Here is a 19,846-nt window from a genome sequence, read left to right on the forward strand (position 1 = left end):
TGCCGCGACGGTTTAAGGTATACTCGCCCCACTCCCTGGCGTGTTTGCCAGTCGGCGATGTCCCTGAGCCGATTCGCACTACCCTGGAAGTTGCACGTTGGGCTGGTGTGCATGTCCGCTAGACGGAAAGCCTTAAAGCCTACTGCATCTTCCACCTTGAACTTTCGGGTTCAAGGGCTAAGTCGACAGCGGCTCTGTCGGGGAGCCTGAATTCCCAAACTCAATGCCAGTCTCCGGACTGGCATTGTTTTATGATGCCGAAACCATGACCGAACCTGCGCCGCTTTCCCGTCCGCAACTTCGACGCATGTTGCGCAAAGCCCGCCGCGCCCTCACGCCGAGCGAGCAGCGCAAGGCCGCCCGGGGCCTGTATCGGCAACTTGCACAGCATCCGCTGTTTCGCCGGGCCAAACATATCTCTTTGTATCTACCGACGGACGGTGAAATCGATCCGCGCTTGCTGCTGCGCGCCGCCCAGCGCCGGGGCAAGGCCACCTACCTGCCGGTGCTCAGCGCGTGGCCTCGGACCAAGATGGTGTTCCAGCGCGTAAGGCCTGGGGAAAAGCTGCTGCCCAATCGCTTTCGCATCCTGGAGCCCCGGATGAATATCAGCCGCCAACGCAACGTCTGGGCGCTGGACCTGGTGTTGCTGCCGTTGGTGGGGTTCGATGATGCGGGAGGGCGCTTGGGCATGGGCGGCGGGTTCTACGACCGCAGCCTGGCCTACCTGGCGCGGCGACAGAGCTGGCGCAAGCCGACGCTGCTGGGCCTGGCCCATGAATGTCAGAAGGTCGAACGGTTGGCACAGGCAAGCTGGGATGTGCCGCTGGCGGGCACCGTCACCGATAAGCATTGGTATAGTGCGAAGACGCCACTGGAGTCAGCGGCGCCTTGAAGAAGGGTCAGCGCTTGAACGGTTGTGGCTGCTGCTGAGCCAGTTCAACGGGCGCATCGGTCTTGTTCGACCACAAGCTTTGGGCATACCCGGTGGTCACGACGCCCAGACCAAACAAAATCACCAAAATCCATAGTAAATCCGGTTTACGTTGCATCGATTGCCCCCCTTCAGGCATCTCGTACACGATGACAACAACGTTCCAAAGTAGTCCGTTGCAGCTGCGTCAAGCTTTAAAAGCCGGCATTCTGCGGTAACGTGAACCAACACGCAAACCTTGGCGCCAACCGACTGTCGGTTTGTCATTAAATTGCAGGACAACTTGCCCACTGCTTATTTCAGGAGCCCAAAAATGGCCTATTGGCTGATGAAATCCGAGCCCGACGAGCTCTCCATCAAAGGCCTGGAAAAACTCGGCCAAGCCCGCTGGGACGGGGTGCGCAATTACCAGGCGCGTAACTTCCTGCGGGCCATGGCGGTGGGTGACGAGTTTTTCTTCTATCACTCCAGTTGCCCGGAGCCGGGTATTGCCGGCATCGGCAAAATCATCGAGGCGGCCTATCCGGACCCCACCGCGCTGGAGCCCGAAAGCCACTACTTCGACGCCAAGGCCAGCCCGGAAAAAAATCCGTGGAGCGCGATCAACGTCGCCCATGTCCAGACCTTTCCCAAGGTGCTCGGCCTGGGCTATCTCAAACAGCAAACGGCCCTTGCCGAATTGCCTCTGGTGCAAAAAGGCAGCCGGCTTTCGGTGATGCCCGTCACGCCCGAGCAATGGGCCGCCGTCATCAAGTTGATTTGACTGACCGGCATCAACGCCGCACCGGGGCAAACCGCTCACACTAGGACGCTAACGCCGCAGGAAGCAGCCATGTCGACGAACCACCACACCTCCCGCCTATTCGCCGTTGCCCTCATCGCCCTGTTGCTGGGTGCCGGCGGCTTCGGTTATTGGCGCTCCACCCAGGACCGCCTGCCCGAAGGCCTGAGCATGGGCAATGGGCGCCTGGAATCCACCGAAGTGCAGATCGCTGCCAAGATCCCCGGGCGCCTGGCCGAAGTGCGGGTGGACGAAGGCGATAAGGTGCTCAAAGGCCAACTGCTCGCGCGCATGGACACCCGCACCCTCGAAGCCCAACGCGCGCAGGCCGAAGCCGAAGTGCTGCGCGCCAAGGAAAACTTCGCCGCTGCCGAGGCCAATGTACAACTGCGCCAGAGCGAACAACTGCTGGCCAACCAGGAACTCAAGCGCACCCAGGAGCTGTACAAGCGCGGCTTCGCCAGCAGCCAGTTGATCGACCAGCAGCAAGCCCGGCAGAACACCGGCAACGCCGCCGTGATTGCCGCCCAGGCCCAGGTCAATTCGGTGAAAGCCGCGATTGGCGCCGCCCAGGCCCAGGTCGCCCAGCTCACCAGCGAGATCGACGACAGCAGCCTGCGCGCGCCCATCGACGGAATCATCCAGCTGCGCCTGGCCGAGCCCGGCGAAGTGCTCGGCGCGGGTGGCCGCGTGCTGCTACTGATCGACCCTAATGATCAGTACATGAACCTCTACCTGCCCGCTTCCGTGACCGGCCGCCTCACCGTCGGCAGCGACGCACGCATCCTGCTCGACGCCCTGCCCGACCAGCCGCTGCCGGCCAGGATCAGCTTCGTCGCCGCCAAATCCCAGTTCACCCCCAAGGAAGTGGAAACCCGCGACGAACGCCAGAAACTGGTATTCCGCGTCAAACTGCGCCTGACCCAACCCAGCGCCGTGCCCCAGGCCAAACCGGGCATGCCCGGCGCCGGTTATGTGCGCACGGCTGACATTGACTGGCCGGCCAACCTGCAATGACCGCCCTGGCGCTGCAGGCCACGGGCATCAATCATCGCTACGGCAAGCAACAGGCCCTGGTTGATATCACTTTCAGCCTGCCGGCTGGTACGCGCTGCGGGTTGATCGGCCCGGATGGCGCAGGCAAGTCGAGCCTCCTGGGCTTGATCGCCGGGGTTAAAAAGCTCCAGGACGGCCAGTTGCAGGTGCTCGGCGGCGCCATCGAAGATCGCCGCCACCGCAACAGCCTGTACCCGCGCATTGCCTTTATGCCCCAGGGTTTGGGCGGCAACCTGTACCCCGAGCTGTCCATCAGCGAAAACATCCGCTTTTTTGCCACGCTGTTCGGCCTGTCCCAAGCCGATTGCGACCAGCGCATGCACAACCTGCTGCTGGCCACCGACCTCGCGCGTTTCGCCGAACGCCCGGCGGGCAAGCTCTCCGGCGGCATGAAGCAGAAGCTCGGTTTGTGCTGCGCGCTGATCCACGACCCGGACCTGCTGATCCTCGACGAACCCACCACCGGCGTCGACCCGCTGTCACGTCGGCGCTTCTGGGAACTGGTCGACAGCGTACGCAGCGAACGCCCGCAACTGACGCTGCTGGTGGCCACGGCCTACATGGAAGAGGCCGAGCAGTTCGAACACTGCCTGATGCTCGATCGCGGCAAGCTGATCGCCGATGGCCTGAGCAGCGACTTGGCCGCCGCGACACCCAGCGGTAAGCTGGACGAAGCCTTCACCCACTTCCAGGGTGACAGCGCTCACGACAACCAGCCGCTGGTGATCCCGCCGAGGCAAAGCGACAACACCGATATCGCCATCGAGGCCCATGACCTGACCCTGCGTTTTGGCGTTTTCACCGCAGTGAACAAGGTCAGCTTCGCCATTGGTCGCGGCGAGATCTTCGGTTTCCTCGGCTCCAACGGCTGCGGCAAGACCACCACCATGAAAGTCCTCACCGGGCTGATGCCGGCCACCGAGGGCAGCGCGACGCTGCTGGGCAACCCGGTGAACGCCAAGGACCTGGCCACCCGCAAGCGCGTGGGTTTCATGTCGCAAAGCTTCTCGCTGTACGGCGAACTCAGCGTGCGCCAGAACCTGGTGCTGCATGCGCAACTGTTCGACCTGCCCAAGGCGGACAGCGGCCCGCGCATCGATGAGCTGATCCAGCGTTTCGACCTCGGTGACGTCGCCGAGCAACCGTCCGGCGAGCTGCCCTTGGGCCTGCGGCAGCGCTTGTCATTGGCGGTGGCGGTGCTGCATCGTCCGGAAGTGCTGATTCTCGACGAGCCCACCTCGGGCGTCGACCCGGCCGCCCGGGATGACTTCTGGCGATTGCTGATCGAGCTGTCCCGCGAGCAAGGCGTGACCATCTTCCTGTCCACACACTTCATGAACGAAGCCCAGCGCTGCGACCGCATCTCCTTGATGCACGCGGGCAAGGTGCTGGCCTGCGATACGCCGGATGCGCTGCAACAGCAATTCCACGGCGATACGTTGGAAGCGGCGTTCGTCACCTGCCTGGAGCGCGCCCAGGGCGAAGCCGAGCCTACCGCGCCCGCCAAGACTGTCAGCGGAACCAGCACACCGCCCATGAGTAAACGGGGGTTCAGCCTGGCCCGGCTAGCGGCCGTGGCCAGCCGCGAAGGCAAGGAACTGCTGCGCGACAGAGTACGCATGGCCTTCGCCCTGCTGGGGGCGATGTTCATGATGGTGATCTTCGGCTATGGCATTTCCCTGGATGTGGAAAACCTCGCCTTCGCCGTCTACGACCAGGACCAGACGCCGCAAAGCCGCGCCTACCTGGAGGCGTTTCGCAGTTCGCGCTATTTCGCCGAGCAAGCGCCGATCCAGGACTCGACTGAACTGCACCGGCGCCTGCAACGTTCAGAAATCAAACTGGCCCTGGAGATCCCGCCTGGTTTTGGTCGCGATCTCTATGCCGGCCGCCAGCCTACAGTGGCCGCGTGGCTGGACGGCGGCATGCCGTTTCGCGCGGAAACCAGCCGTAACTATGTCGAGGCCGTGCATCAGGAGAACCTGCAGCAACTGGCCGAACTGAGCAGCCTGCCGCGCAACACCCCGGCCGCCGCCAGGCTGGAAACGCGCTTTCGCTATAACCAGGACGTGGTCAGCGTGAATGCCATCGGCCCCGGAGTGATGGCGCTGATCCTGGCATTTATCCCGGCCATGCTCACCGCGCTCGGCATCGTGCGCGAAAAGGAGCTGGGCTCGATCACCAACTTCTACGCCACGCCGCTGACCCGACTGGAGTTCCTGCTCGGCAAACAGGCACCGTACCTGGTCGTGAGCCTGGTCAACCTGGCGGTATTGGTGGCGATGAACCGCTGGCTGTTCGGCGTACCCTTCAAGGGCAGCGCCCTCACCCTGGCGTTCGGCGGCCTGCTCTACGTGCTGGCGACCACCAGCATGGGCCTGCTGATTTCGGCCTTCACCCGCACGCAGATCGCGGCGATCCTCGGCACCATGATCATCACCAGCTTGCCGACGATCCAGTTCTCCGGGCTGATCGTGCCGCGCTCGTCCCTGGAGGGCGCGGCGGCCTTGATGGGTATGCTGTTTCCGGCGGGGCACTTCCTGGATATTGCCGTGGGCACCTTCACCAAGGCCCTGGACCTGCGCCAGTTGTGGCCCCAGTGCCTGGCGCTGTTCGGGTTCTTCGTCGGGTTTACCGGGCTGAGCCTGGTCATGCTCAAGAAGCAGGAGGCCTGATGCATAAGTTCGCGCACATTCTGCGGCTGGGAATCAAGGAACTGACCAGCCTGCGCCACGACAGCGTATTGCTGCTGTTTCTGTTCTACGCCTTCACCGTCGCCATCTATATGCCCGCCGCCGGTTCGGTGATCGGTGTGCACAATGCCAGCGTAGCGTTTGTCGATGAAGACCACAGCGCCCTCTCACGGCAGATGGCCGAAGCGCTGCAACCGCCCGAATTCCAGGCGCCTGCACCGTTGGTCTATGACCAATTGGACAGGGTCATGGACAGCGGCAAGTACACCTTCGTAATCAATGTGCCGGCGAACTTCCAGGCGGACCTGTTGGCGGGGCGCCAGCCGGGGGTGCAGGTGAATGTGGATGCCACGGCGATGAGCCAGGCGTTCATGGGGGCGGGCTATATCGGGCGGATTTTCCAGCGAGAACTGCTGACCTACAGCGGACAAGCCGATGCCGCCAGCCGGGCACCCGCGCAGCTCACTACCCGGGCGCTGTTCAACACCAATCTGGAGGGCGGCTGGTTCCTGGCGGTGATCCAGATCGTCAACAACATCACCATCCTCGCCATTATCCTCACCGGCACTGCCCTGCTGCGTGAGCGTGAACACGGCACCCTCGACCACCTGCTGGTGCTGCCGCTGACGGCGCTGGAAATCATGCTGGCAAAAATCTGGAGCAACATGCTGGTGGTGGTGCTGTGCACCTGGCTGTCGCTGGAGGTGGTGGTCAAAGGCTTGCTCGGTGTACCACTGGCCGGATCGCTGGGGTTGTTCCTGTTCGTGACAGCGCTGTACCTGTTTGCCAGCACGGCGCTGGGGATTTTCCTCGCCACGCTTGCCCGTTCGACGCCGCAATTCGGCCTGCTGGCGATTCCGGTGATTATCCCGATGCTGTTGCTCTCAGGCGGCAGTACGCCGCTGGACAGCATGCCCGAGTGGTTGCAGTGGGTGATGCAGGGGTCGCCGTCGACGCATTTTGTGAGTTTGAGTGCGGCGATTCTGTTTCGTGATGCAGGGGTGAGCGTGGTGTGGCCGGACTTGCTGGCGCTGGCGGGGATTGGGTTGGTGTTTTTTGTGGTGGCGTTGGCGCGGTTCAGGAAAAGCCTGGCGTCCTGAGGCGCCTGTACCGCCGTCATCGGGGGCAAGCCCCCTCCCACATTTGATCGCATTCCAACTGTGGGAGGGGGCTTGCCCCCGATGGGCGCGCTGCGGTTACTGGATGATCAGGTTGTTGAACAACAGGTCTTCCACCACCGGTTTGCCGGTTTCGTCGTTCATCACTTGCTGGGTCTGCTTCAGGGCTTCCTGGCGCAGTTTTTCCTTGCCCTCGACGGTGCTCATCGCCTCGTTGGTCTGCTGGGTGAACAGCGCCACCAACTGGTTACGGATCAACGCATCGTTCGCTTTGACGGCGGCGGCCGCTTCGGTGCCGGTCACGCGCAGGGCGATGTCGGCCTTGAACACCTTGAGTTTCGCCGTGCCATCCAGGCCGTAGTTGCCCACGAACGGCGGGCTCAGGCTGATATAGCTGACCTTCGGCGCCTCGCCTTCTTTGGCTTCTTCGGCCTGGGCCGCCATCGGCAAGGTCAGGGCCAGCATCAACAGGATCCACGCTTTCACAGTTCATTCCTCACATTCGGTTGCCGGGTAGCATAACGCTAGCAAGGCAGAGCACAAGCTTATGGCGGCTTATCAGGCCTGGGCATGCTCGTTGACCCACGGGCGTACCCTCCTACACTTATCGGCCACGACGCCAAAAGGAATAGTCCGATGAAAGCTGTGCTGTGCAAAGCCTTCGGCCCTGCCGAAACCCTGGTGCTGGAAGATGTCGCAAGCCCTGCGATCAAGAAGAACGAAATCCTGCTGGACGTGCACGCGGCCGGGGTCAACTTCCCGGATACGCTGATCATCGAGGGCAAGTACCAGTTCAAGCCGCCCTTTCCGTTCTCGCCGGGTGGCGAGGCGGCAGGCGTGGTCAGTGAAGTGGGCGAAAAAGTCGGCCACCTGAAAGTCGGTGACCGGGTCATGGCGCTGACCGGCTGGGGCAGCTTTGCCGAACAGGTCGCGGTGCCGGGCTATAACGTACTGCCGATCCCGCCGAGCATGGATTTCAACACCGCCGCCGCGTTCAGCATGACCTACGGCACGTCGATGCACGCGCTCAAGCAACGGGCCAACCTGCAAGCCGGCGAAACCCTGCTGGTACTCGGCGCTTCCGGTGGCGTGGGCCTGGCCGCCGTGGAAATCGGCAAAGCCATGGGCGCCCGTGTGATCGCCGCCGCCAGCAGCGCCGACAAACTCGCGGTGGCCAAGGCCGCCGGCGCCGATGAGTTGATCAACTACAGCGAAGCCAGCCTGAAAGACGAGATCAAGCGCCTCACGGACGGCAATGGCGCCGATGTGATCTACGACCCGGTGGGGGGCGACCTGTTTGACCAGGCCATTCGCGCCATCGCCTGGAACGGCCGCTTGCTGGTGGTGGGGTTTGCCAGCGGGCGCATTCCGGAGTTGCCGGTGAACCTGGCGCTGCTCAAGGGCGCGGCGGTGGTAGGGGTGTTCTGGGGTTCGTTCGCTCAGCGCCAGCCGCAGGATAATGCGGCGAACTTCCAACAGTTGTTCACCTGGTACGGCGAGGGCAAGTTGAAGCCGTTGGTGTCGCAGGTGTATCCGCTGGAACAGGCCGCCCAGGCAATCAATGACCTGGGGCAGCGCAAGGCGGTTGGTAAAGTGGTCGTCCAGACTCGATAAAAAATTTGAAATAGGGTCAATGTGGGAGGGGCAAGCTCCCCTCACACATTTTGATCTCCGGTGTTCGTAAGGGAACATTCATTAGGGTTCATTTCTTGTTGTTTACAGATAAGAGGCGATGCTATTTTCGGTAACGAAACTGTAACATTCGCATCCGCAGTCAAAACAAGAAATCTGGAGCTCTTGAATGTTTGCTTTCTTTCGTCCTGCCGCACATCAGGCGCCCCTGCCTGAAGAAAAAATAGACAGTACCTACCGACGCCTGCGCTGGCAGATCTTCGCCGGTATTTTCTTCGGTTACGCCGGGTACTACCTGCTGCGCAAGAACTTCTCCCTGGCCATGCCTTACCTGATCGACGAGGGCTATACCCGCGGCGAACTGGGCCTGGCGATGTCGGCTATCGCGATTGCCTACGGCCTGTCCAAGTTCCTCATGGGCCTGGTGTCCGACCGCTCCAACCCGCGCTACTTCCTGCCCTTCGGCCTGCTGGTTTCCGCCGGGGTGATGTTCATTTTCGGTTTCGCACCTTGGGCGACGTCCAGCGTGACCATGATGTTCATTTTGCTGTTCATCAACGGTTGGGCCCAGGGCATGGGCTGGCCGCCAAGTGGACGGACCATGGTGCACTGGTGGTCGCAGAAAGAACGCGGCGGCGTGGTGTCGGTGTGGAACGTGGCGCACAACGTCGGCGGCGGCCTGATCGGCCCGCTGTTCCTGCTGGGCATGGCCTGGTTCAACGACTGGCACGCGGCGTTCTACGTACCGGCCACCGTGGCGTTGCTGGTCGCGGCCTTTGCCTTCATCACCATGCGCGACACCCCGCAATCGGTAGGCCTGCCGCCAATCGAGCAATACAAGAACGATTACCCGGAAGGCTACGACGCCAGCCACGAAGACGAATTCAGCGCCAAGGAAATCTTCGTCAAGTACGTGCTGCGCAACAAAATGCTGTGGTACATCGCCTTCGCCAACGTGTTTGTCTACCTGCTGCGCTATGGCGTACTGGACTGGGCACCGACCTACCTGAAAGAAGCCAAGCACTTCACGGTGGATAAATCGTCGTGGGCGTACTTCTTCTATGAGTGGGCCGGTATCCCGGGCACGCTGTTGTGCGGCTGGATGTCGGACAAGATCTTCCGTGGCAACCGTGGCCTGACCGGCATCGTGTTCATGGCGTTGGTGACTGTGGCGACCCTGGTGTACTGGCTCAACCCGCCGGGCAACCCGATGATCGACATGATCGCGCTGTTCTCCATCGGCTTCCTGATCTACGGCCCGGTGATGCTGATCGGCCTGCAGGCGCTGGAACTGGCACCGAAGAAAGCCGCCGGCACCGCTGCGGGCTTCACCGGCCTGTTCGGTTACCTGGGCGGCTCGGTGGCTGCCAGTGCGGCCATGGGTTACACCGTGGACCATTTCGGCTGGGACGGTGGTTTCGTGCTGCTGATCGGCGCGTGCCTGCTGGCAATCGCCTTTCTGATCCCAACGCTGTGGCACACCAACAGCGTCAGCTCGGCGCGTTAACCGCCTGGGCAATCCTTTGCACAGCGCTTGAGCCGCGCCTCCAGGTTCTTATCTGGCATGGCGTGGCTACGCAGGGCGTTGACGGTCTGCTCGACATAATCGCGAGTGGTGCCGTAACGCCCGCAAGCGCTTTGCAGCACATGGTTCAGCACGATATCGGGCAAGTTACCGGCGTAACTGGGCAAGTGCCGTTCCAACACAAACCCCAGCGCCTGTACGGTACTGCCATCTTCCAGACGGCAGCTGAGCCAGTGTGGCCGGTAGGACGGGTAAGGCATCTCGCGCTGCCACAGGGCGTACAGCGAGGCCTCCAACTGATCGTCCGGCAAACGGTAGGCAAATCCGCTGCAGGAGCCGCCGCGATCCAGACCAAACACCAATCCCGGCAACTCCGGTGTCCCCCGATGCTCATGGGACCACAGGTACAGACCCCGGTGATAACCGTGGACCCGTGCCCGCACCCGCTCGGTCGAGGAGCATTCAGGGCGCCAGATCAGCGAACCATAAGCGAATAACCAGACCGGCCCACCCTTATGCCGCGCCATAGTGGCCTGCATCGAGCTCATCAACTGTTCGTGAGTGAGTTGCGGCCCAAGATCGAGCCGCGGAGGGTAAGCCAATTGCAAGAGATCGGATTCAATAACGGTCATGGCAAATCGCTTAGGTCTCCTGTGCGTTACCAGTTGTAGGCAACTTTACCGTAATAGAACGCACCGCTGTAACCGTACGGCGAAAAAGTGCTATAGGCCAAATTCCCACCGCTGCTGGCAAACGCGTTGACCTTCTCCGGATATTTATCGGTGACGTTGTCGCCGCCCAGGGTGAAGGTCCAGTTCTTCAACTTGTAGTCCGCCGACAAATCCAGGACCCAGGCCGCCTTGAAGGTCTGGTCGTTGACCTTGTCGGCCTGGTAGCTGGTGAATTCACCATAGCGCACCAGGTTACTGTGCAGCGCCCAATTGCCGAATGTGAAGTCGTTACCCAGGCTCAGTTTGTGTTCAGGCGTGGTATCGCCCAACAAACCGCTCTTCTCGCGACGGTCCACCCGCACCAGGTTGGCACCCAGGCTATCGAGGATGGCCGGGTTGGGCTTCACGTCCGTCACCCGGGTGTGGTTGTAGTTGTAGCCTACGGTGCTGTTCCAACGGATGCCGTTATCGAACTGATAGCGATAGTTGGCCACCAGGTCGATGCCGTCGGTGCTGGTGTCGGTGGCGTTGGTGAAGTAGCGCGCAGTGGTGTAGTTGATATTGCCGACACCATTGGCGCGCAGATAGGCCTGGGTGGCCGGGTCCAGGTTGAGGTTGGACGACAGACTGATACGGTCGCGGATATCGATGCGGTACACGTCCACCGTTACCGTCAGGTCGTCGGCAGGTTCCAGTACCAGGCCAAGGCTGTAGTTGCGCGACTTCTCGGCCTTGAGGTCTTCCGCGCCCAGCAGGCGGGCCACCTGGCTCGACGCCGGGAAGGTGCCGGCCTCGCGGATGTCACTGCCGATCAACTGCGACGAGGTAAACGCGAAGTTCTGCTGCGCCAGGGACGGTGCGCGGAAACCGTTGGAGATACTGCCGCGCAAGGCCACCTGCGGGGTGAAGTCGTAACGGGCCGACAGCGAGCCGCTGACATTGGAACCGAAGTCACTGTAATCCTCATGCCGCACGGCGGCCGATGCGCTGAGTTTTTCGGTGAAGTTGGTTTCCAGGTCCAGGTACTGGGCCCAGTTGTGGCGCGAACTGCTGCCGGCGTCGGCATCACGGAAGCCACCGAGGCCCGAGCTGCCGGTCTGGTAGTAGGACGCCGGTTCACCCGCTTCAATCTCGTAACCCTGGCGCAGGTATTCACCGCCAAAGGCCACGGAGACCGGATATGGCAGCAAGCCCACGTCGAACTCACGGGACAGGTCGAGGCTGACTTGCTTCTGGTCGTTGCTCAGGGTGCCGTTGTCGAACTTGCGCGGCGTGGCCAGGCCCAGGGAGGTGTTGATGGTTTCCGTGCCCAGCTCGTATTGGTTCTTGCCGTAGTTGGCCGACAGGTCGTAGTGCCAGTCGTAGGCCAACAGCCCGCGCAGGCCCACCACCAGCGAGGTGTCTTCCAGGTTGCCCTTGATCAGCGGCAGATAACCGTTGGGGTTGAGCGCCGGGATGTTATTGGACGCGTTGCTCGCCCGGTAGAACGCCGCCGTCTCACCGCGCCGCTTACTGTAGCCGCCGAAGGTGTAGAACTCGGCGGCATCGTTGAACGAATATTCCGAGTTGAACTGGAACTTGCCTTCATTGGTGGCCGGTTCACCCTGGCGAAACACGCGCTGGCCGTAGGTGGTGGAGCCGACACTGCCTGGGCGGTAATCATCTCCCGCACGGTTGGTGTAATCGTTATCGGCACCTTCGGCCGAGAGGTCGATAAAGCCGTTATCGCCCAACGCCAGGCCAGTATTGCCGCTGACATTACGCTGGATACCGTCGCCCTTCTTGTATTCGCCGAACTTGGTAGAGATCGAGCCGCCATGGTCGGCGTGCTTGAGGATCACGTTGATCACCCCGGCAATGGCGTCCGAGCCGTAGCGCGCGGAAGCGCCATCGCGCAGCACCTCGATATGGTCTACCGCCGACAGCGGGATCGCATTCAGGTCCGCCGGCGCCGAGCCTCGACCCACCGCACCGCCCAGGTTGACGAACGCGCTGGTATGGCGACGCTTGCCATTGACCAGCACCAGCACCTGATCTGGCGACAGGCCACGCAACTGCGCAGGACGCACCAGCTCAGCACCATCCACCAGGCTCGGGCGCGGGAAGTTGATCGACGGAATCAGCCGCGCCAGCACTGCGCCCAGCTCATCGGAGCCGGTGCTGCGCAGGGTATCGCCGGAAATCACATCGATGGGTGACAGCGAAGCACTGGCCGTACGCTCCTGGGCCCGGGTGCCGGTGACGATCACGGTGTCGAGCCTGGGTGCATCGGTAGCCGAGGTTTCGGCCGCGAAGACAGGATTGAAACCCACGACGGTCAGCAAATTGGCTGACAAAATCGCCGTGTACAGCGCGTGTTGCTTGTAGCTCCCCATACCGCTCCCCTTTGAATCAAAAAACCAGAACGTCGCGTTCTGAGTTCATACGATCGGTCCGGCTGGCGGGCGGTGGCGGTCAGTGATTGGTGGTTGTGAATGAGTCGGTAGTCCGTTGCGATATAGCTTAGGGATATTCATGTAACAAATTAAATACCTTTAAAGCATAAGCGATTGCATATGCAAACTCGCCCATTCGTCAGGATTGCGCGTGCCAATCCCGGTAGTTTCAGCCCCGGTTCAGCCTGGGAACGCGCCAAGCCGTCAAAATAGCGCACACGTCCCGACCCACCTAGCCGCCTGTCAAACCGACTATCGAGGTCGCACCCATGAAAAAATTCCGACTGCCTGGCCTGCTGTTCCTGGCCCAGGCCACCACCGCTCTGGCGGGCGAAGCACCAGCCACCGAGGACGACAAAGGTTTCTGGTACGCCCAGACCAGCGTCTACACCCGGCACTTTGCGCCGGACCCGGACCACAACAACAACCAGGACCTGATCGGCCTGGAGCGCAATGAAGCCTCAGGTTTTGTGTATGGCGGGGCGACGTTTCGCAACTCGTTCAGCCAGCGCTCGTTCTACGCGTACGCGGGTAAACGCTACGACCTGGCGGACTATCCGGTGTACCTGAAGCTGACCGGTGGGGCGATCCAGGGCTATCGCGGCAAGTACCGCGACAAGATCCCGTTGAACCGTTTCGGCGTGGCGCCGGTGATCATTCCGTCGGTGGGCGCCCATTACGGGCCGGTGGCGGCGGAATTGGTGTTGCTGGGGTTCAATGCAGCGATGGTGACGACCGGCGTACGATTTTAAGCACGCGGCGCATAGGCAAACACATCAGCCCGCATCTGGTGCGCATCCATGCCGGCTTCGACCAACGCATCCAAAGTGCCATAGATCATGGCCGGTGAGCCGCTGGCGTAGACGTGCACCGACTTGAGGTCGGCAATATCTTCGCACACCGCTTCATGCAACAACCCGCAGCGCCCTTCCCAACCGCACAGATCGCTGACGACTTTGTGCAGGAACAGGTTGGGCAGTTGCAGCCACTGATCCCAGTGTTCGATCTCGTAGAAATCTTCCGGGCGACGCACGCCCCAGTACAGGTGCACCGGGTGCTTGAAGCCGGAGGCGCGGCAATGTTCGATCAGACTGTGCATCTGCGCCATGCCGGTGCCGGCGGCGATCAACACCAGCGGCCCATCGGGCAGCTCGGCCAGGTGGGTGTCGCCAAACGGCAGCTCGACGCGGGCCATCTGGTTGCGCTGCAGTTGCGCAAGCAAAGTGCGCGCGCTGTCCTCGCGGGCCAGTACATGTAACTCCAGCTCACGCCCGGCATGAGGCGCCGACGCCAGGGAGAACGCGGATTTCTCGCCATTCTCCCGCTCGATCATCAGGTATTGCCCGGCGTGGTAACGCACCGCCTTGCCAGCCGGCGCACGCAGGCGCACCCGCCACACATCGCCACCGACCTCTACGCATTCACTCAATTGGCACGACAGCTTGCGCAACGGCAACTCTCCCGGCGCCAGCACGCCATCCCACAACACAATGCAATCTTCCAGCGGCTCGGCAATACAGGTGTAGAACTCACCGTGATCACGCACTTCACCGGCCTGCTGCACGCGGCCTTCCACCAACAGCGCGGCGCACACATGGCACACACCGTTGCGACAGGCCTGTGGGCACTCGTAGCCCAGGCGGCGTGCGCCTTCGAGGATTCGCTCGCCAGGGACCAGCTCCAGCACGGCGCCGGAAGGTTGCAGGGTTACACGCATCAATCTATTCCCAATTCTTTCCAGATCGCATCGACACGGGCAGTGACGGCTTCATCCTTGACGATCACCCGGCCCCACTCGCGGGTGGTTTCACCCGGCCATTTGTGGGTGGCATCCAGGCCCATCTTCGAACCCAGGCCCGACACCGGCGAAGCGAAGTCGAGGTAGTCGATTGGCGTGTTGTCGATCATCACCGTGTCGCGCTTGGGGTCCATGCGCGTGGTGATGGCCCAGATCACGTCGTTCCAGTCGCGGGCGTTGATGTCGTCGTCGGTGACAATAACGAACTTGGTGTACATGAACTGTCGCAAAAACGACCACACACCGAGCATTACCCGCTTGGCATGACCTGGGTACGACTTTTTCATGGTCACGATGGCCATGCGGTACGAGCAGCCTTCCGGCGGCAGGTAGAAGTCAGTGATCTCCGGGAATTGCTTCTGCAGGATCGGCACGAACACTTCGTTGAGTGCCACGCCGAGAATCGCCGGCTCGTCCGGCGGCCGGCCGGTGTAGGTGCTGTGGTAGATCGGTTTGATCCGATGGGTGATGCGCTCGACGGTGAACACCGGGAAGCTGTCGACTTCGTTGTAGTAGCCGGTGTGGTCGCCGTAAGGGCCTTCATCGGCCATTTCACCCGGGTGGATCACGCCTTCGAGGATGATTTCGGCAGTGGCCGGTACTTGCAGGTCGTTGCCGCGGCATTTCACCAGCTCGGTGCGGTTACCGCGCAGCAGACCGGCGAAGGCGTATTCGGACAGGCTGTCGGGCACTGGGGTCACGGCACCGAGGATGGTGGCGGGGTCGGCACCCAGGGCCACGGAGACCGGGAAGGGTTTGCCGGGATGCTTCTCGCACCACTCACGGTAGTCCAGCGCGCCGCCACGGTGGCTCAGCCAGCGCATGATGACCTTGTTGCGGCCGATCACTTGCTGGCGGTAGATGCCGAGGTTCTGGCGGTCCTTGTTCGGGCCTTTGGTGACGGTCAGGCCCCAGGTGATCAGCGGGCCGACGTCGCCGGGCCAGCAGGTCTGCACCGGCAGCATGGCGAGATCGACGTCATCGCCTTCGATGACCACCTCTTGGCACACCGCGTCCTTGACCACTTTGGGGGCCATGGCAATGATCTTGCGGAAGATCGGCAGCTTCGACCAGGCATCCTTGAGGCCCTTGGGCGGCTCGGGCTCCTTGAGGAAGGCCAGCAGCTTGCCGATCTCGCGCAATTCGCTGACCGACTCGGCGCCCATGCCAAAGGCCACGCGCTCCGGCGTACCGAACAGGTTGCCGAGCACCGGGATATCAAAGCCGGTCGGGTTCTCGAACAGCAGCGCCGGGCCCTTGTTGCGCAGGGTACGGTCGCAAATCTCAGTCATTTCCAGCACCGGGGAAATCGGCATCTGAATACGTTTCAACTCTCCGCGCTGCTCAAGTTGCTGCACGAAATCCCGAAGATCCTTGAATTTCATTAACCATGCCACCCGTAAAATAGGCGTACATCCTACCTGCTCCCGGGTGCGTTTGCCTGCCAGGAGCGCTTAAAAAACGGGCACAAAAAAATGGCGCCCCTGGGGGCGCCATTCTTCAGGACCTGAAACGTCGTATTACTTACGCTTCATCGACAGGAAGAACTCGTCGTTGGTCTTGGTGGTTTTCAGCTTGTCGACCAGGAACTCGATGGCGGCTACTTCGTCCATCGGGTGCAGCAGCTTGCGCAGGATCCACATGCGCTGCAGTTCGTCGTCAGCGGTCAGCAACTCTTCGCGGCGGGTGCCGGAACGGTTGATGTTGATCGCCGGGAACACGCGTTTTTCCGCGATGCGACGATCCAGTGGCAGTTCCATGTTGCCGGTACCCTTGAACTCTTCGTAGATCACTTCGTCCATCTTCGAACCGGTTTCAACCAGTGCGGTGGCGATAATGGTCAGCGAGCCGCCTTCTTCGATGTTCCGCGCGGCACCGAAGAAACGTTTCGGTTTCTCCAGGGCGTGGGCATCGACACCACCGGTCAATACCTTGCCGGAGCTCGGGATCACGGTGTTGTAGGCACGGGCCAGACGGGTGATGGAGTCGAGCAGGATCACCACGTCCTTCTTGTGTTCGACCAGGCGCTTGGCCTTCTCGATCACCATTTCGGCAACCTGCACGTGGCGGGTTGGCGGCTCATCGAACGTGGAGGCAACCACTTCGCCGCGCACGGTGCGCTGCATTTCGGTTACTTCTTCCGGACGCTCATCGATCAGCAGCACGATCAGGTGAACTTCAGGATTGTTACGCGCGATGTTCGCGGCAATGTTCTGCAGCATGATGGTCTTACCGGCTTTCGGCGGGGCGACGATCAGGCCACGCTGGCCTTTGCCGATCGGGGCGCACAGGTCGATCACACGGCCGGTCAGGTCTTCGGTGGAACCGTTACCGGCTTCCATCTTCATGCGCACGGTCGGGAACAGCGGGGTCAGGTTCTCGAAGAGAATCTTGTTTTTCGCGTTCTCGGGACGATCGAAGTTGATCGTGTCGACCTTGAGCAGGGCGAAATAACGCTCGCCTTCCTTCGGTGGGCGGATCTTGCCAACGATGGTGTCACCGGTGCGCAAGTTGAAGCGACGGATCTGGCTTGGCGAGACGTAGATATCGTCTGGGCCGGCGAGATAGGACGCGTCAGCAGAGCGGAGGAAGCCGAAGCCGTCCTGGAGAATCTCCAGCACGCCATCACCGGAGATTTCCTCGCCGCTTTTCGCGTGCTTCTTGAGCAGGGAGAAAATCACGTCCTGCTTGCGCGAACGGGCCATATTTTCTATGCCCATTTCTTCGGCCAATTGGAGCAGGTCGGTAATCGGCTTTTGCTTGAGTTCAGTCAGATTCATATAGGAATGACGTAATCATTTATGGAGGGGGGAAATTAAGCTTTTGGCTTAATGAGGCCGCGCCGCAGAGAAGGCGACAGGATCGCGTACTAATCGAAAAGGAATGCGTCGGCGACGGCTTGCAGGGGGCAGTGGAGAAACCAGTGCGGGGCCGAATGTACCACCTGAGTTTCGGAGCGTCTAGCCCTGTTTCACGAAAAAGCCCCGCTATTTTGCGGGGCTTTTTTGAGGACGCTTAGATGTTCGCGTCGAGGAAAGCTTGGAGCTGAGACTTCGACAGCGCGCCTACCTTGGTCGCTTCGACGTTGCCGTTCTTGAACAGCATCAGGGTCGGGATGCCACGCACGCCGTGCTTGGCCGGGGTTTCCTGGTTGTCGTCGATGTTCAACTTGGCAATGGTCAGCTTGCCTTCGTAGGTGGTCGCAATGTCGTCCAGGACTGGAGCGATCATTTTGCAAGGGCCGCACCATTCAGCCCAGTAGTCAACCAGCACCGGGCCTTGAGCCTTGAGTACTTCGGCCTCAAAGGTCGCGTCGGTGACGTGCTTGATAAGATCGTTGCTCATGGATGTCTCCGGATTGTAAGCAAAAAAAACGTGGCCCATCATAGCCGCCCTTCCCCCGTTCAGGAAGCCGCCTCTGATTGAGTCTTCCTATGATGGCCCATGAGTCTGGGTATAGCCCAACTCAGGGCGTTATGGGAGTCACGAAGGCTATGCCGGTGCGCAACGCCGCATTGCGTACGTGCTCCTGCATGGTTTTTTGCGCCGCCGCGCTGGCGCGCCGGGCCAGCGCGCGCACTATCCGGCGGTGCTCCTGCCAGGTTTCCATGGCCCGCTCCGGTCGGATGAACGGTAGCTTCTGACTCTCCAGAAAAACTTCGGCACTCGCGCTCAGAATGCTCACCATCGCCTGGTTGCCGCTGGCGAGCAGGATGCGCTGGTGAAATTCGAAGTCGAGCCTGGCGGCGGCTTCGAAGTCGCCGGCCTTGAGCACCTTGCGCATGGCCTCGACATTGTCTTCCAGGCTGTCCAACTCATCGAGGGTCAGCGTCACCGCCGCCAACCCCGCCGCAAAACCTTCCAGGGCATAGCGCAACTGGAAGATATCCAGTGGCGTAGCCTGCGCCGCGAAGGGCCAGGTGAACCCCGGTGACTCCTCGACCGCCTGCACGAACACGCCCTTGCCCGGCTGCACACTGACCACACCCAACGCACTGAGGGACGACAATGCCTCACGCAACGACGCTCGGCTCACCCCCAACTGCACTGCCAGGTCACGTTGGGACGGCAGTGCATCGCCCGGCCCGAAGCCTTGCTCCTTGATCAGTTTGCGGATGGCCTGCAGGGCCGCTTCCGGTACGGCTTGGGCAATGGAATTCATAAAAAACTCAAGGTTCCAGTCAACTGAGTGGCTAGTTGTAAAGCTATTCGTGGCGGGCGGCAAGCCACGCCCCAAAGGGGCTCGCGGGGTTTTGCCGACGCTCGAAAACAGTGCGCAAAGTCCCGACACTGTTCAGACCAGTCCGACCACCAAAACTCAACAAATACTGGCCCTGCAGACGATTCTGAGGGTGATGGCATGGGCTGTGCACTGGGCAAACCCAGAAAATCCCTTCGCCCTTCTCGGAGTATTGCCATGACCAAGCTCTACAGCGCCCTGCTTACTGCCCTGTTTGCCAGCCTGATGCTGAGCCAGGCACCCGCCCAGGCCAATGGTCTGGACGACATCGTCGCCCGTGGCACCCTCAAGGTCGCCGTACCCCAGGACTTCCCGCCCTTCGGCTCGGTCGGCCCTGACATGAAGCCACGTGGCCTGGACATCGACACCGCCAAGCTGCTGGCCGACCAGCTCAAGGTCAAGCTGGAACTGACCCCGGTCAACAGCACCAATCGTATTCCGTTCCTCACCACCGGCAAGGTCGATCTGGTGATCTCCAGCCTGGGCAAGAACCCTGAGCGGGAAAAGGTCATCGACTTCTCCAAGGCCTACGCGCCGTTCTACCTGGCCGTGTTCGGCCCGCCTGAAGCCGCCATCAGTAGCACCGACGACCTCAAGGGCAAAACCATCAGCGTGACCCGTGGCGCCATCGAAGATATCGAACTGACCGCCGTCGCGCCCAAGGAAGCCACGATCAAGCGCTTCGAAGACAACAACTCGACCATCGCCGCCTACCTGGCCGGCCAGGTCGACCTGATTGCCAGCGGCAACGTGGTAATGGTGGCGATCAGCGAACGCAATCCAAAACGCGTACCCGCGCTGAAGGTAAAGCTCAAGGACTCGCCGGTGTACGTGGGCGTGAACAAGAACGAGCCGGCCTTGCTGGATAAGGTCAACCAGATCCTGGTCGCGGCCAAGGCCGATGGCAGCCTGGAAAAGAACGCTATGCAATGGCTGAAAGAGCCACTGCCCGCCGATCTCTGA

18 protein-coding genes and 1 other RNA gene are annotated in these 19,846 nt (G+C 61.3%); 10 read left to right on the plus strand and 9 right to left on the minus strand.

Translation table 11 applies throughout. The features are described 5' to 3' along the window. The first annotated feature begins 29 nt into the window (after nucleotides 1-29). A non-coding RNA gene (gene ssrS / locus LUU92_RS27690) (6S RNA) lies at nucleotides 30-208 on the plus strand. A gap of 57 nt (nucleotides 209-265) precedes the next feature. Then, the gene (locus LUU92_RS27695) at nucleotides 266-895 is read left to right on the plus strand and encodes a 5-formyltetrahydrofolate cyclo-ligase (RefSeq protein WP_071490453.1); all 630 of its coding nucleotides are present in this window, start codon (nucleotides 266-268) and stop codon (nucleotides 893-895) included. Between the two features lie 7 nt (nucleotides 896-902). On the opposite strand, the gene LUU92_RS27700 is transcribed toward LUU92_RS27695, so the two are convergent. After that, nucleotides 903-1,052, minus strand: coding sequence for a hypothetical protein (locus LUU92_RS27700; protein WP_010207387.1), 150 nt, complete (start codon nucleotides 1,050-1,052; stop codon nucleotides 903-905). Nucleotides 1,053-1,247: 195 nt separating this feature from the next. On the opposite strand from LUU92_RS27700, the gene LUU92_RS27705 reads away from it, so the two are divergent. The 4 genes from LUU92_RS27705 to LUU92_RS27720 all read left to right on the plus strand — a co-directional run bounded on the left by LUU92_RS27705 (nucleotide 1,248) and on the right by LUU92_RS27720 (nucleotide 6,564). Further along, nucleotides 1,248-1,697, plus strand: a complete 450-nt coding sequence (locus tag LUU92_RS27705; protein WP_222540617.1) for an EVE domain-containing protein — start codon at nucleotides 1,248-1,250, stop codon at nucleotides 1,695-1,697. A gap of 69 nt (nucleotides 1,698-1,766) precedes the next feature. Continuing rightward, nucleotides 1,767-2,732 (plus strand): HlyD family secretion protein, encoded by a 966-nt coding sequence (locus LUU92_RS27710; RefSeq protein ID WP_071490455.1) that lies wholly within the window; start codon nucleotides 1,767-1,769, stop codon nucleotides 2,730-2,732. Then, nucleotides 2,729-5,446, plus strand: a complete 2,718-nt coding sequence (rbbA, locus tag LUU92_RS27715; protein ID WP_257102918.1) for a ribosome-associated ATPase/putative transporter RbbA — start codon at nucleotides 2,729-2,731, stop codon at nucleotides 5,444-5,446. The genes LUU92_RS27710 and rbbA overlap by 4 nt, the downstream gene beginning before the upstream one ends. Next, a complete protein-coding gene (locus tag LUU92_RS27720; RefSeq protein WP_071490457.1) occupies nucleotides 5,446-6,564 on the plus strand; it encodes an ABC transporter permease in 1,119 nt (372 codons plus the stop codon). The genes rbbA and LUU92_RS27720 overlap by 1 nt, the downstream gene beginning before the upstream one ends. 96 nt (nucleotides 6,565-6,660) lie before the next feature. Here the strand turns inward: LUU92_RS27720 and LUU92_RS27725 are convergent, their stop codons facing one another. Continuing rightward, on the minus strand, nucleotides 6,661-7,068 hold the full coding sequence (locus LUU92_RS27725; protein ID WP_032884296.1) for a flagellar basal body-associated protein FliL: 408 nt from the start codon (nucleotides 7,066-7,068) through the stop codon (nucleotides 6,661-6,663). Nucleotides 7,069-7,218: 150 nt separating this feature from the next. On the opposite strand from LUU92_RS27725, the gene LUU92_RS27730 reads away from it, so the two are divergent. Next, nucleotides 7,219-8,196, plus strand: a complete 978-nt coding sequence (locus LUU92_RS27730) for an NADPH:quinone oxidoreductase family protein (RefSeq protein ID WP_071490458.1) — start codon at nucleotides 7,219-7,221, stop codon at nucleotides 8,194-8,196. A 187-nt stretch (nucleotides 8,197-8,383) separates the two neighbouring features. Then, on the plus strand, nucleotides 8,384-9,721 hold the full coding sequence (gene glpT / locus LUU92_RS27735) for a glycerol-3-phosphate transporter (protein WP_025857408.1): 1,338 nt from the start codon (nucleotides 8,384-8,386) through the stop codon (nucleotides 9,719-9,721). Here the strand turns inward: glpT and LUU92_RS27740 are convergent. Together LUU92_RS27740 and LUU92_RS27745 are read right to left on the minus strand one after the other, a co-directional pair. After that, nucleotides 9,718-10,371, minus strand: a complete 654-nt coding sequence (locus tag LUU92_RS27740; RefSeq protein WP_093514087.1) for a gamma-glutamylcyclotransferase — start codon at nucleotides 10,369-10,371, stop codon at nucleotides 9,718-9,720. The genes glpT and LUU92_RS27740 overlap by 4 nt on opposite strands. Nucleotides 10,372-10,397: 26 nt before the next feature. Continuing rightward, nucleotides 10,398-12,785: a TonB-dependent receptor plug domain-containing protein gene (locus LUU92_RS27745; RefSeq protein ID WP_257102919.1), complete on the minus strand. Its 2,388-nt coding sequence runs from the start codon at nucleotides 12,783-12,785 to the stop codon at nucleotides 10,398-10,400. A gap of 329 nt (nucleotides 12,786-13,114) precedes the next feature. On the opposite strand from LUU92_RS27745, the gene LUU92_RS27750 reads away from it, so the two are divergent. After that, the gene (locus tag LUU92_RS27750) at nucleotides 13,115-13,597 is read left to right on the plus strand and encodes a sn-glycerol-3-phosphate transporter (protein WP_257102920.1); all 483 of its coding nucleotides are present in this window, start codon (nucleotides 13,115-13,117) and stop codon (nucleotides 13,595-13,597) included. Here LUU92_RS27750 and LUU92_RS27755 read toward each other — a convergent pair. The 5 genes from LUU92_RS27755 to LUU92_RS27775 all read right to left on the minus strand — a co-directional run bounded on the left by LUU92_RS27755 (nucleotide 13,594) and on the right by LUU92_RS27775 (nucleotide 18,805). Then, the gene (locus LUU92_RS27755) at nucleotides 13,594-14,562 is read right to left on the minus strand and encodes a CDP-6-deoxy-delta-3,4-glucoseen reductase (protein ID WP_071490462.1); all 969 of its coding nucleotides are present in this window, start codon (nucleotides 14,560-14,562) and stop codon (nucleotides 13,594-13,596) included. The genes LUU92_RS27750 and LUU92_RS27755 overlap by 4 nt on opposite strands. Beyond that, nucleotides 14,562-16,028, minus strand: a complete 1,467-nt coding sequence (gene ubiD, locus LUU92_RS27760; protein ID WP_071490463.1) for a 4-hydroxy-3-polyprenylbenzoate decarboxylase — start codon at nucleotides 16,026-16,028, stop codon at nucleotides 14,562-14,564. The genes LUU92_RS27755 and ubiD overlap by 1 nt, the downstream gene beginning before the upstream one ends. Before the next feature lie 135 nt (nucleotides 16,029-16,163). Beyond that, complete coding sequence (gene rho / locus LUU92_RS27765) at nucleotides 16,164-17,423, minus strand: transcription termination factor Rho (RefSeq protein WP_016973082.1); 1,260 nt, start codon at nucleotides 17,421-17,423, stop codon at nucleotides 16,164-16,166. Between the two features lie 235 nt (nucleotides 17,424-17,658). Next, the gene (trxA, locus tag LUU92_RS27770) at nucleotides 17,659-17,988 is read right to left on the minus strand and encodes a thioredoxin TrxA (RefSeq protein ID WP_003213989.1); all 330 of its coding nucleotides are present in this window, start codon (nucleotides 17,986-17,988) and stop codon (nucleotides 17,659-17,661) included. A 121-nt stretch (nucleotides 17,989-18,109) separates the two neighbouring features. Then, the gene (locus tag LUU92_RS27775) at nucleotides 18,110-18,805 is read right to left on the minus strand and encodes a FadR/GntR family transcriptional regulator (protein WP_257102921.1); all 696 of its coding nucleotides are present in this window, start codon (nucleotides 18,803-18,805) and stop codon (nucleotides 18,110-18,112) included. Between the two features lie 255 nt (nucleotides 18,806-19,060). Here LUU92_RS27775 and LUU92_RS27780 point away from each other — a divergent pair, with 255 nt between their 5' ends. Then, nucleotides 19,061-19,846, plus strand: coding sequence for a transporter substrate-binding domain-containing protein (locus LUU92_RS27780; protein WP_257102922.1), 786 nt, complete (start codon nucleotides 19,061-19,063; stop codon nucleotides 19,844-19,846).

This window comes from Pseudomonas extremorientalis (assembly GCF_024584605.1).
GTDB lineage: Bacteria > Pseudomonadota > Gammaproteobacteria > Pseudomonadales > Pseudomonadaceae > Aquipseudomonas > Aquipseudomonas extremorientalis.